At 71.7% G+C, this 11,928-nt stretch carries 14 protein-coding genes; 2 read left to right on the top strand and 12 right to left on the bottom strand.

The genetic code is table 11. The features are described from left to right. From G6039_RS22235 to G6039_RS22225, 4 genes are all read right to left on the bottom strand, one after another. Positions 1–139 (bottom strand): MarR family transcriptional regulator (locus G6039_RS22235; protein WP_164528112.1); only part of this gene is annotated, 139 nt, incomplete at its 3' end. Positions 140–152: 13 nt separating this feature from the next. Next, positions 153–779, bottom strand: a complete 627-nt coding sequence (locus G6039_RS22230; RefSeq protein ID WP_043796586.1) for a maleylpyruvate isomerase N-terminal domain-containing protein — start codon at positions 777–779, stop codon at positions 153–155. 19 nt (positions 780–798) lie between these two features. Beyond that, positions 799–930, bottom strand: a complete 132-nt coding sequence (locus G6039_RS31135) for a hypothetical protein (RefSeq protein ID WP_255326738.1) — start codon at positions 928–930, stop codon at positions 799–801. Between the two features lie 136 nt (positions 931–1,066). Then, on the bottom strand, positions 1,067–1,681 hold the full coding sequence (locus G6039_RS22225) for a GNAT family N-acetyltransferase (protein WP_029543133.1): 615 nt from the start codon (positions 1,679–1,681) through the stop codon (positions 1,067–1,069). Between the two features lie 150 nt (positions 1,682–1,831). On the opposite strand from G6039_RS22225, the gene G6039_RS22220 reads away from it, so the two are divergent. Continuing rightward, positions 1,832–3,022, top strand: a complete 1,191-nt coding sequence (locus tag G6039_RS22220; protein WP_006937253.1) for an NAD(P)/FAD-dependent oxidoreductase — start codon at positions 1,832–1,834, stop codon at positions 3,020–3,022. 97 nt (positions 3,023–3,119) lie between these two features. Further along, complete coding sequence (locus tag G6039_RS22215; protein WP_029543130.1) at positions 3,120–5,132, top strand: SpoIIE family protein phosphatase; 2,013 nt, start codon at positions 3,120–3,122, stop codon at positions 5,130–5,132. Between the two features lie 41 nt (positions 5,133–5,173). On the opposite strand, the gene G6039_RS22210 is transcribed toward G6039_RS22215, so the two are convergent. From G6039_RS22210 to G6039_RS22175, 8 genes are all read right to left on the bottom strand, one after another. Continuing rightward, a complete protein-coding gene (locus G6039_RS22210; RefSeq protein ID WP_044476011.1) occupies positions 5,174–5,413 on the bottom strand; it encodes a WhiB family transcriptional regulator in 240 nt (79 codons plus the stop codon). 278 nt (positions 5,414–5,691) lie between these two features. Continuing rightward, a complete protein-coding gene (locus G6039_RS22205) occupies positions 5,692–6,579 on the bottom strand; it encodes a DMT family transporter (RefSeq protein ID WP_029543126.1) in 888 nt (295 codons plus the stop codon). A 99-nt stretch (positions 6,580–6,678) separates the two neighbouring features. Continuing rightward, complete coding sequence (locus G6039_RS22200; RefSeq protein WP_029543124.1) at positions 6,679–7,839, bottom strand: lycopene cyclase family protein; 1,161 nt, start codon at positions 7,837–7,839, stop codon at positions 6,679–6,681. Positions 7,840–7,909: 70 nt separating this feature from the next. Next, complete coding sequence (locus tag G6039_RS22195) at positions 7,910–8,917, bottom strand: heme-dependent oxidative N-demethylase family protein (RefSeq protein ID WP_043796580.1); 1,008 nt, start codon at positions 8,915–8,917, stop codon at positions 7,910–7,912. Between the two features lie 23 nt (positions 8,918–8,940). Beyond that, positions 8,941–9,417 (bottom strand): dimethylamine monooxygenase subunit DmmA family protein, encoded by a 477-nt coding sequence (locus tag G6039_RS22190; RefSeq protein ID WP_006937269.1) that lies wholly within the window; start codon positions 9,415–9,417, stop codon positions 8,941–8,943. Then, positions 9,414–10,421 carry a heme-dependent oxidative N-demethylase family protein gene (locus G6039_RS22185; RefSeq protein WP_006937271.1) on the bottom strand — a complete coding sequence of 336 codons (1,008 nt, stop codon included), beginning with the start codon at positions 10,419–10,421 and terminating at the stop codon, positions 9,414–9,416. Before G6039_RS22185 ends, G6039_RS22190 begins: the two co-directional genes overlap by 4 nt. Beyond that, complete coding sequence (locus G6039_RS22180; protein ID WP_043796579.1) at positions 10,418–11,413, bottom strand: PDR/VanB family oxidoreductase; 996 nt, start codon at positions 11,411–11,413, stop codon at positions 10,418–10,420. Before G6039_RS22180 ends, G6039_RS22185 begins: the two co-directional genes overlap by 4 nt. Beyond that, positions 11,413–11,925 (bottom strand): 50S ribosomal protein L32, encoded by a 513-nt coding sequence (locus tag G6039_RS22175; RefSeq protein WP_225222742.1) that lies wholly within the window; start codon positions 11,923–11,925, stop codon positions 11,413–11,415. Before G6039_RS22175 ends, G6039_RS22180 begins: the two co-directional genes overlap by 1 nt. Between the last annotated feature and the right edge of the window lie 3 nt (positions 11,926–11,928).

Here is an 11,928-nt window from a genome sequence, read left to right as displayed (position 1 = left end):
GGGGGTGGGACCGTCCGTCGCGGGGGTTGGACGTGCGGGCCACCAGTCCCAGCTGGACCAGGCTGCGCACCGTCGCGCTGACGTTGCTGCTCTGCAGTCCGAGCACGCGGACGAGATCGCGGGAGCCGTGCCGCGTCACATGCGCGGTTGCCTCATCGCATCACCGGCAGTATCCGCGCGCCCGACCGGCCCGATGCCGCCTCGATGAAGGCCCGCGCATCCGGGACGGCGGCGAGCACGTTGCGGGTGCGTTCGAGTGCCTCCGGTTCGGGCGGCGGTCCGCCGACCGTGTCGACGACGTCGAGCAGGTGAACGGTCGTTTCGAGGATGGCCAGGTCGAGGAGCGCGCCGAGCGTCACCGAGCCCAGCAGAGGATGTGGGACGACGGTCTCACGGCCGAGGCCGGTCAGGCGATCGAACGCCTGCGGCAGTTCGACGGCGAATCGCTCGACGAGCGTCTCCCGGCCGACGTCGGTGGCGGCGCGGCGAACCATCTCGGCGATCCGTCGGTGCATCGGTTCGGCGGCGACCGGGTCGGCGTTGAAGACGCGGAGCATCTCCGCGGCGCTGGTGACCTTCGCCGTGCCGTCGGACGCGGGGTCGGCGAGCAAGGCGATCAGGGCGTCCGGTGTGACGTGGACGTAGAGGTCCCGAACGGTCCAGCCCGGCAGCCGGGTCGGGGCCGTCCACTGCTCGTCGCTCAATTCCCGTGCCCGTTCGGCCCACGAGCGCCACAGCCGTATCAGCAGGGCTCGATCCCGGTCGAAGGTCGATGTCACCGCACTCCCCCTCGTTCGGTCACCCGCGCGGCGGCCTCGGCCGGTGGGTGGTCGTCTTCCTGATGCTCCCGTCGGTGTCGTAGTAGGTCCACTCGCCGGTCTTGCGGCCGTGACCGTCCACGGCGTTCGGACTCTCGGCCGGCGTGCTCATCCGGAAGTCCCGAACCGGCCCAGGGCGCTGCGCGCGCCGTCGGGCCCGGCGGTGACCGTCGAGAGATCTCCCACGAGCGACGAGTATATGCAAGCGATTGCTTGCATATCAACAGCTCGGCGGGACGCGCGCCGAGTCACCGCGTCACGGGCGCGCGCCACATCTTCCACAGGGTGGGGCCGCCGTTCGGGACGGCGATCTCGCCGGTGACCCGGAAGCCGAACCGCTCGTAGTAGGAGATGTTCTTCTCCTTGCTCGATTCGAGATAGGCGGGCACGCCTTCGGCGTCACAGCGGTCCAGCCGGGACCGCAACAGCGCCTTCCCGAATCCCCCTCCACGCGTGGCGTTTCCGGTCCCGATGGCGGAGAGGTACCAGTGCGGCTCGGCCGGATGCGCATCCTCGAGCGCGCCGTTGACCTCGGCGCCGACGCGGGCGCGGCCGCCGAGCGCGTGAATCATTCCCGCGGTGACCAGGACCGACCGCCAGCCGGTGACCTCCCATCGGCCCGGTGGCGCCCACATGGTCGCACCCCCGGTGGCACCGTCCGGACCCTCGGCGATCTCGAGTCCGCCGTGCGCCAGCAGGTGGTGGCGCGCCTCCGCGGCGAACATGCGTGGCAGACCTCGGCGCCGGCGCTCGTCGTCGGGCCACATCCACATCATCACCGGATCGTCGAAGAACGCATCGGCGAGGGTGCGGGCGAAGACCGGTATGTCCCGTCTGGTGACCGGGCGGACGGCGGGGGTCATGCGGACGAGGCTACCGGCGTCAACGATGGAACGTTGCCGCCCAGCAGGTTTTACGTCGTTGTCACATGGGGGCGGGCACAACTGTTTCATTTCGTGCAACACTGTTTCTCAGCACGAAACCACCCCTGTTGCGAGTTGTGAGGAAGCACGATGACCGAAACCGCGAACATCGTCATCGTCGGCGGCGGACTCGAGGGCCTGGCTGCGGCCTGGTGCCTCGCCGAGCGCGGCGAAACCGACGTTCTCGTCCTGGAACGCGGAACTCTGTGTTCCGGCATGACCGGCAAGTCGAGCGGCATCGTCCGCTGCCACTACGGCGTTCCGTCGCTGGCGGCGATGGCCTGGCACGGCGTGCAGGTCTTCTCCGAGGCCGAGCAGATCTTCGGCACCGACATCGGCTTCCGGCAGACCGGATACGTCGTCGGCGTCGGGCCCGACAACACCGCCCCGCTCGCCGCCAACGTCGAGATGCACCGCTCCCTCGGTGTGCCCGTCGAGACGATCGACGCCGACGAGGTCCGCCGACTGCTGCCCGGAATCGCCCTCGATCCCTTCGCGGCCTTCGCGTACGAACCACTCGGCGGCCACGGCGACGCCTACATGACCGGAATGGCCTACGGCACCCGCGCCCGTGCCCTCGGCGTGCGAGTGCGTCAGAGCACCACCGTCACCTCGCTCCTGCAGCGCGACGGCGGCGAGGTCTACGGTGTGCGGCTCGCGGACGGCTCCGAGATCCACGCGGGCACCGTCGTGCTCGCGACCGGCGTGTGGTCGCCGGCGCTCGGCGCGACCGCCGGGGTGGACATCCCGATCCGGGCCCAGCGGGAACAACTCCTGCTGGTCGACCAGGGCGAACCCACCCCGGACATCCCCACCTTCTCCGACCTGGTGAACCTGCAGTACATCCGGCGCGAGCCCAACGGGGACCTGCTGGTGGGCAACAGCGACCACTCCACCCCGGAGTGGGCCGACCCGGACGACTACGTCAATCGCGCCGACGACCCGTTCGTGGAAACCGCCATCGCGAAGCTGGACCGGCTGCTGCCGGCCATGCCCGATCCGCGGCTCGCCTCGTCGTACGCGGGGTGCTACGACACCACCCCCGACTACAACCCGGTCATCGGGCCGTCCCCCGCCCCGGGGCTGTTCCTGCTCGTGGGCTTCAGCGGCCACGGCTACAAGATCTCCCCGGCCGTGGGCCGCCTCGCCGCCGACCTCCTGCTCGACGGCATCAGCAGCGACGCCGCCGTCGACGGCGCCGACTTCCGCTACTCCCGTTTCGCCGAGGGCAAACCGCTCGCCAGCCTCAATCCGTACGTCGGGGCCGGAGAGATGCGCTGACGAACCGGGCCGGCCGGCACGCCGCTGTACCGAAGCCCCGGAGGGGTATAGAACTGAAGGTGACGCTTCACCGCGGAAACCGGAGAAGGTACACGGCATGCCGGAAGGCGAGGACCTGTTCTCGGCCACGGGAGAGCCGGACACGGTTCTCCGCGTGTTCGAAGCACTGCCGTTCGCCCTCGGCGCGTGGCAGGGACCCGATCACGTGTACGTCGCGACCAACGCCGCCTACCGGGCGCTGCTGGGGCGCGACGACCTCCTCGGCCGGCCGGTGCGCGAGGTCGTACCGGAACTCGAGGGCCAGCAGTTCTTCGAGCTGCTCGACCGGGTGGCGGCGACCGGCGTCGCCGAGACCGCCAAGGAGTGGCGCCTGCAGATCGATACCGACGGTAGCGGCGTGGTCCGGGAGCGCTACTTCGACTTCACCATCGCCCCCCGTCGCGACCCCGACCGCGGCGTCGCCGGGCTGCTCTTCTTCGCCTCCGACGTGACCGACAGTGTCCTGGCCCGGCGCGGCGCCGAGGCACGGGCCCAGCTGATGTCGGAGAAGTACGAGCAGGCCCGCGACGCGGTGACGGTGATGCAGCAGGCGTTGCTGGCGCCGTCCGTCCCGGTCGTGCCGGGGGCCGAGGTGGCGGCCGCCTACCTGGTCGCCGCCGAGGACACGGCCGCCGGCGGCGACTGGTTCGACGCGTTGGCCCTTGCGAACGGCGAACTCGTGCTCATCACCGGGGACGTCGTCGGGCACGGCGTCGAGGCCGCCGCCGTGATGGGGCAGCTCCGCGCGGTGCTGCGCCAGCAGATCCTCGCGGGCGCGGACGTTGCCGCCGCCCTGTCCACCCTCGACGCCTTCTCGGCGCACGTCCCCGGCGCCCGCACCGCGACGGTCTGTGTCGTCGTCCTCGACACCGCCACCGGCCGGGTCCGCTACTGCACGAGCGGGCATCCCCCGCCGCTGGTGGCGAGCCCGGCCGGGGCGGTCCGATACCTCCCACCCTCGGGCGGAACGCCGATCGGTACCGGCTCGACGTTCCCCGTCGCCACCGACGCCCTCGCCGCCGGCGACGTCGTGCTGCTCTACACCGACGGACTGATCGAGCGCCCCGGCCGGCCCCCGCCGGCGAGCACCGCCGAACTCGCGGAGCGGGCGGCCCTGAGCGTGGCCGGCCGGTCGTTCCCGATCCCGGACACGCGCGCCCGGACGGTGGATCGGGTGTGCGCGGAGATCCTCGAATTCCTGCTCCGGGAAACCGGATACAGCGACGACGTGACCATCGTGGCCGCTCAGCGCACGGCCATGCCGGATCCCCTGCAGCTTCGGCTCCACGCCGACCGGGAGGCACCGAGGTCGGCACGGACGTCGTTGCGGCGATGGCTCGTGCGCATCGGTGCCGACCATGCCGGAACTGTGGCCGTCGAGCACGCGGTCTCCGAACTCGTGTCCAACGTCGTCGAGCACGCCTATTCCGGCGGCGACGCCGGGCATGCCCCGGTCGACATCGACGGGACGCTCGACGGCGACGGCTGCCTCCGGGTCCGCGTGCGGGACCGGGGCCGCTGGAAGACCCCCGCGAAAACCCCGGAGCCACATCGGTTACCGACCAGCCGCGGCCGCGGGCTCACGATGGTCCGGATCTTCGCCGACGACCTCGTCGTCGACAGCGACGACACGGGCACGACCGCGACGGTCACGTTCCGGCTCACCCGCAGCGCCCGCGTCGTCACCGAGTTCACGGAAGGCGCGATCGTCGGCCGTCCCGAGGTCTCGCCCGAATTCGCCGTCGCCGAAACCGAACCCGGTCGTCTCGCGGTGCGGGGGGACATCGACATCGACACCGCGCCCATCCTCAAGGGGTGCCTCGACGCCGTATCCCACAGCGGAACGCTGTCGGTGACAGTGGATCTGAGCGAGGTCACCAACCTCGGCTCCGCCGGGGTCTCCTTGCTCTCGACGGCCCGCGACCGCGCGGCCAAGCAGCACTCCACCGTCACGTTGGTGGCGCCACCCGGCAGCACCGCCCACCACGTGCTCAGCCTGGTCGGACTCCACGGCCGGGCCGACCCCGGCGGCGGCGACATCCCGGAGCCGTCAGGGGATCCGGAGACGTGAACCCGGCACCGACCGGGGGTCGGTGCCGGTCGAAATCCGGCTCAGCTCGCGATCTTCCGTCTCCGGGACTGCACGTACTTCTCCCGCTCGGAGACCGACATCCCGCCCCACACTCCGTAGGGTTCGCCCATGGTGAGCGCGTGCTCGCGGCACTGCTCGATGACCGGGCACCGATGGCACATCTCCTTGGCCTTCGACTCTCGCTGGTACCGCGCTCGGCCCCGTTCGCCGTCGGGCGAGAAGAACACCGACGAGTCGACGCCGCGGCACAAGCCCTGCATCTGCCAGTTCCAGACATCGACGGTCGGCCGGAGCGGGTGAGGTGACAATGGCACGGGGCTCTCCTTGACAGCAGGCTCGCACGCAGTGCGAGCGGACCGGACGAAAGTCTGCGACCTTTCGCTCACTTCGATCCACGCGCCGGGACCGCCCCGAAGGGCCGATTCTCGGTTCGTCGATCTCATGGACCGGGGAGTACCCCGCGCCACCGAAATTCATGCCAACAAAGAGCGAGATTTGTCGAAGGTTCGCGAGACCGTGGGCGGCGCCGCCGGCCGGGCTATTCCCCCGGAGGACATACCGCCTGGTCGGGGGACGACGCGGCCGCGTCGCCCCGCGCGAGGGCGACCGTCGCGGCCACCATCACCGCCGCCGCGGTGACCAGAACCACACTCATGGCGCGGTCCGCGTCGAGGTATTCCCCCAGGACCACGAATCCGAGCAGCGACGCCACGACCGGTTCCAGGACGGTGGTGGCGGGCAACGACGCCCGCAGATCACCGGCCTGGAACGCCGCCTGCTGAACCGTCACCGCCCCCGCGGCGAGGAGCAGGAGCGCCCACAGTTCGGGAGCGGTGGCGAGCGGCAGCACACCGCGGGACGCGATGTCGACCACTCCCTTGGTCAGTACGGCCGAGACCCCGAACAGGGCGCCGCCCACGGCGCCGAGCAGCAGCGCCTTGCGCGCGCCGCGCACCCGCCGGGCGGCGATCAGACCGGCCGCCACCAGCGGGGCACCGACGAGACAGGTGAGCACCCAGTGCAGCGGCTCGGCCCGGGCGAGTCCCGGCCGGGGATTCCCCAGCACCACGAGCACGGCGACCGACCCCGTGAGCGCCGCCGCCCACAGCCACTCACTCCGGCCGACGCTGCGATCGGCGAGGCGGGCACCCAGTGGCAGCGCGAACAGGAGTGACAGCACCAGCAGCGGCTGCACGAGCAGCAGAGAGCCCCGGCCGAGCGCCGCGGCCTGGAAGGCGTATCCCCCGACGCCGGCGACGGTGCCCAGCCACCACACGGGGTTGCGGACGAGAGCGGTGATCGGGCCCAGCGTGCCCACGGCGTCGTCCGGCACACCGGCCGCCGTGCGTTGACGCACGACCGTACCCACCGCGATGCACAAGGCCGCGGCGATCGCCAGCAGCGCTGCGCCCACCGAGTCCGACACGCGCCCAACCCTAGGGCGAAGCGCGGTACCTCGCCGATCGAACGAGCCGGGCCCGACCGGGTCGCCCGCGGCCGGTCGCGCGGTACCACCCGGGCACGGTCAGCGGCCGGCCATCGCCCTGAGCAGCGGGGCTGCGGGCAGCGACGCGAACAGCGCCGCCTCGTCGCGCCACGTCGACTCCTCGTCGAGGAACCGCAGGATCGGCTCCGCGGAGGACCGGTCGAACAGCCCCGCGAAGGCGCGCTCGAGCACCGCGGGCCGCTCGACGACGGCCCGCAGCAGCCCCTGGTCGTACCGGGCGAACCGGGACGGAGCAGGCCGCACGTCGAAGGGATGCCCGTGCCGGGCGAGCGACTGCGCGATCGCCGCACTGTCGCACTGGATCCGCTGGTACGCATATCCGCTGCTGCCCTTGAGCATTCCGCCCGCGGCGCCGATGCGCACGATGTTGCCGCTGCGCCGCGCGGGCGGCCGCGACGCCAACGGCAGCCGCGCGGACTCGTCCGCCTCCACGACGTAGGTGTCCTCGTCCGCGCCGAGCACGGCCGCCAGGTACTCCCGGAGCGCCTCGTCGTGAGCGGCGGTGCCGACGGGCCCGCCGTCGGGGTGCGCGAAACTCGTGTGCTCGACGAGGGCGTGCCGGGTATCGGTGGGCAGCACGTACACGAAGGACGCCGCCCGGCGCTGATCGGTGCGGAAGTCGAACAGGGTGGGGACGTCGGGATCGAACAGGGGAGCTTCGGTGCGGATCCGCCACCCGCGGAAGTCCAGCCACGCATCGGGGCTCGTCCCGCGGTCGTCGGCGTCGGGGCCCCGGCCGTCGAAGACCCACTCGGGGTGCAGCTCCGTGCCGTCGGACAGGGCGACACGCGGGCGGGCCCCGTCGTGCACCTGCGTCACCCGGCCGGTGCGGAGCCCGATGTCGTCGACTCGGTCCGTAACCTCGCCGACCACCGACGCCAGGTCGGCTCCGCGGACGACGCCGTACCGGTACCGGCCGAGGCCGAGCGTGCGGGCCCGTCCGCCCGCATGGACCCGGATCCGGGCGAACCGCGCGGAGACGGCCGCGTCGAGCAGCCCGGACCGGCGGGACCAGAACGCCCAGCCGGCGTCACGGATGTCGCGGGCGCCGTCGTCGACGAGCACCACCGGGCCGGGTCGCGCCGGGACGGCGGCGAGATGGGCCGCCAGCGACAGTCCGCTCAGGCCCGCACCCAGGACGGCGATGCCGCCGTCGACCGGTCCGCTCCACGCTCGCACGCTCGCTTCTCCCCTCGCCGGAGACCCTCCCTCCGTCACCGTACCGGCCGCCGGTGAATCCGGTGCGCCACTACGCGGCCCGGGCGCGCGTCCGCTCGCGCAGCCAGGCCATCGCCGGCATGCGGTAGGAGTCGATGCCCTTGTACGCGGCGATCTCGGCGGGCAGTTCCTCGACGATGTCGGCGAGTTGCTCGGCCCACGCCGGGACCTGCGCGATCTCCTCGAGCGGTGCCATGTAGGTGCGGATGTTGAACACCAGCGCCCCCGTCATCGGCAGGCGGATCAGGTGCTCGAGTTCGATGCGCAACTGGATGCGGCCCCAGTCGCGTTCGGCGATCAGCCGCGGCATGTCGTCCATCCACTCGGGCATCGTCTCGAGGCTGGTGTCCCGGCGCCGCGAACCGACCGCGGAGAAGGTCCAGTTCACCCGCCGGTACGGCCGCTCGGTGGTGAGGCGCCGCATGAACTGCTCGGCGCGGTCGGTCACCCCGTTCGGGGTCAGGCCGGGAACGGGCCGGTGGATCTCGTGCAGGCTCATGCCGATGTCGAACTTGACGGACCAGTCGGCGGACGACGTGACCAGCGCCGCGTCGAACCACAGGTGCCCGTCGCGCTCGGTCACCAGCAGCACGTCGTCGGGCAGCTGACACCCGATGAACACCAGCGGATGCTCCGGCAGGGTGCCCGAATCCCCCGGCACGAACCATTGATCGATTCCGAGAAGGTCGTTGCGCCAGCGGTATCCGCCGTTCTCGACGTCGAGATGCATGACGTCGGGAAACGAGGCCGCCATGTCGCGCATGTAGTAGAGCATCAGGTCCCAGCACGCCGGCGTCATGTGCGGCAGCATCTGCACGCGCCCGGGGTCGGCCTCGACGATCGAGCGACGCAACCGCATCATCTCGACGTACTCGTCGTGGCTCTTGCCCAGGTCGACGATGCGCTCGCCCCAGGCCCCGGCGGCGGTCTCGGTGCGGCGCGGCGCCGGTTCGACGTTCACGGCGTAACGGAACGTCCTGTCGCCCTCGGGGAAAGGCCACGGCAGGCAGGACAGGTCGCTGACGACGGAAGTGGTCACGAAGGTTCCTTTCCGATGGCGGGTCAGGCCACGGCGCCGAGATAGGTGCCGTGATGTCCCGACAGATGAGGACGGATCTCGAGGTCCAGGCCGCACGAACCGCAGGCGACGACCGCCCCGGGAGCGGCGTCGACGGACTGGGTGGTGGCGCAGTGCGGGCAGAACAGCGACACTCCGTCGGCGGCGGTGACGTAGGTGGTCATCTCGCACGGCAGCACGCCGGCGGTACGCGCCGCAGCCGTCGCGGCCATCGCCTCACGCCGCGGGCCGGCGATCAGCACGCGGGCGCCGGCGCGGGCCTCACGCACGAGCCGCGACACCTCGTCCGCGCTCGCGTTCGGCACCGTGGTCGCGACGCGGCCGAGGGCGAGTGCCTGCGCCGCCCAGGCCGTCACCGCGGCCCGCGCGTCGGCGCAGTCGCCGAGGCTGAACAGCAGGTGGATGCGCCCGCCCGGATCGATCGGGGGCACCGCACCGGTGACGAATCCCGAGTTCTTCACGGCCGCACACCTCCGAACTCGCGCAACCACTTCAGACCGGGTTCGCGGGTGCGCGTGATGCCCTTGTAGTCGGCCATGTCCTCGGGCAGTTCCTCGAGCACCCGGTAGAGCCGGTCGGCCCATTCCGGCACCAGCGCGATCTCCTCGAAGGGCAGCAGGTAGGTGCGGATGAGGAACATGATCGCGCCGGACGCGCCGAGCCGGATCAGGTGCTGCACCTCGACCCGCAGGTGCAGGCGACGGCCGACGTCGTCGAGTGGGCCCTCGGCGAGCAGGCGCCGATCGCGTCCCCATTCGGGATACGTCTCGGTGGCCGTGTCGAGCCGGCGGTCCACGGTGAGGGTCCAGTTGGTGCGCCGATACCGTTGCCCGGCGTGCAGTCCCATGAGGAAGGACTGGGCGCGGGTGATCACCCCTTCGGTGTGGATGCGGGGCACGGGACCGTGGATCTGCAGGAAGCTCATCCCGACGTCGAAGCGCAGCGACCAGTCCGCGGCGAACGTCACCAGGCCCGCGTCACCCCACAGGGCGCCGTCGCGCTGATCGAGCAGCACGACGTCCTCCTGGATCTGCCGGCCGATGTACAGCAGCGGCGGCTCGGGCAGGGTGGCGGACTGCCCGTAGACGAACGCCTGCTCGAGGTCGAGGGCGCGGTTGCTCCACCGCCGGACGGTGCCGTCACGGTCGAGCGCGAACGTCTGAGGGTATGCCTCGGCCAGCATCTTCATGAGGGTGAGCATCGCGTCCCACTGCGCGACCTCCATGTGCCCGAGCGCCTGGAAGCGGCTCGGGTCGGCGTCGAGCACGCGCCGTCGTTCGGCGAGTTCGTCGAGAAGGAAGCCGTCCATGTCGACCGGGTGCTCACCCCAGCCGCCGGCCGCCGTGTCCGCGCGGGTCCCGGCCGGCTCGACGTTGGTGCTGTACCGGTAGGTGTCCCGCGGGAAGGGGAACGGGAACCGCGCGACGCGTTCCGGGAGCACCTCGAATTCGGTTGCGGCAGTCACAGGTCCAGCTCCAATCGCTCGCCGCCGGCGCGGGAGACGCACGGCATCATGCAGTCGCCGGCGTGCTTCTCCGCGTCGGTCAGGTACAGGTCGCGGTGCTCGATCGCGCCGTCCGCCACCGGGATCCGGCACTCGCCGCACACCCCCTGCCGGCACAGGTTGGGCACCGGTACCCCGCGCGCCTCGAGCGCTTCGAGCAGGCTCACGCCGGACTTCACGGCGATGTCGACCCCGGCGCGGCGCAGATGCGCGGTGAACGTGGTTCCGGGCTCGAGGTCGCCGACACCGAAGTGCTCGTAGTGGATGCGGGCGTCCGGCCAGCCCGCGCCGCGGGCGCGACGGGTGAGTTCGTCGATGAGACCGGAGGGCCCGCATACGTACAGGTGGGTGCCGAGCGGCTGATCGAGCAGGGCCGGGCCGAGTGCGGCCCAGAACTCCTCGGGGGTGTGGTAGGTGTGCAGGCGGTCTCCGCACAGTTCGCGCAACTCGCCGAGGTGCGGGCCGTCGCCCTCGCGGAAGGTGTAATGGACCTCGAAGGAGCGGCCCCACTGAGCGGCGGCGCGGGCGTGCGAGAGGATGGGTGTGACGCCGATACCGCCGGCCACGAGCATGTGGTGACGCGCGGTGAGGATCGGCGCGAAGGCACTTCGGGGCCTGCTGACCTCCACGACGTCCCCGACCTCGAGGGCGTGGATCCAGCGGGAGCCGCCCCGGCCGGTCTCGTCGAGCCGCACGGAGATCGAGTAGCTCTGCGGTTCGAGCTCCGGACCGGTCAGGGAGTAGGAGTTGCGGCGGGGCCGGCCGTCGTCGTGGGCGCCGCAGGAGAGCACGACGTGGCTGCCCGGGGTGAACGACGGCAGCGGCGCACCGGTGGGGTCGACGAACCGCACGTGCCGCACTCCGGTGGCGACGGTGGCCACCTCGGCGACGGTGAGGGCGAGGGTCGCGTCGCTGCGCCGGACGGCCGCTCCGGCATCGGATACGAGGGTCATCAGCTTTCCTCCGCGTCGAGCTGGTAGCCGAGATATGCGCCGTGGTGGCGCGAAACGTGGTGGTACACGACGAGTTCCGCCGAACACGCGGGGCACGTGCTGGTCTGCCCGATCGCGGCGGTGGCGTCGTGGGTGTGTCGGCAGTGGGCGCAGTACACCGTGCGCGTGTCCGTGGTCAGCACCTCGGGCAGGATCTCGTCGTCGAGCGCCCCCGCGGCGACGGCCACGGCCCGGGCGGCGAGGACGGCGGCCTCGTCGCCCACCAGCACGAGCCGCCAGCCGACGCGGGCCGCGGAGAGCTGGCGCTGCAGCACCTCCGCGGCCGCGTCGCCCCAGGTGGCGGGCGCCCGTAGCCAGCTCACTCGCCGGCCTTCGAAGGAGGTCACCAGGCGGCGGGCGTGGTCGGTGGCGGCGTCGCCGAACGACAGGACGGTGACCGTCCTGCCGCCGTCGGCCACGGTCCGCTCCTCGTCCCAGCGCGGCACGCTGGTGGTCTCCATACAGACGCTCATGGC

Source organism: Rhodococcus aetherivorans (genome assembly GCF_011058165.1).
Classification (GTDB): domain Bacteria; phylum Actinomycetota; class Actinomycetes; order Mycobacteriales; family Mycobacteriaceae; genus Rhodococcus; species Rhodococcus aetherivorans.
Note: the sequence above shows the minus strand (reverse complement) of the source record. Positions and strands in the feature narration are given on the sequence as shown.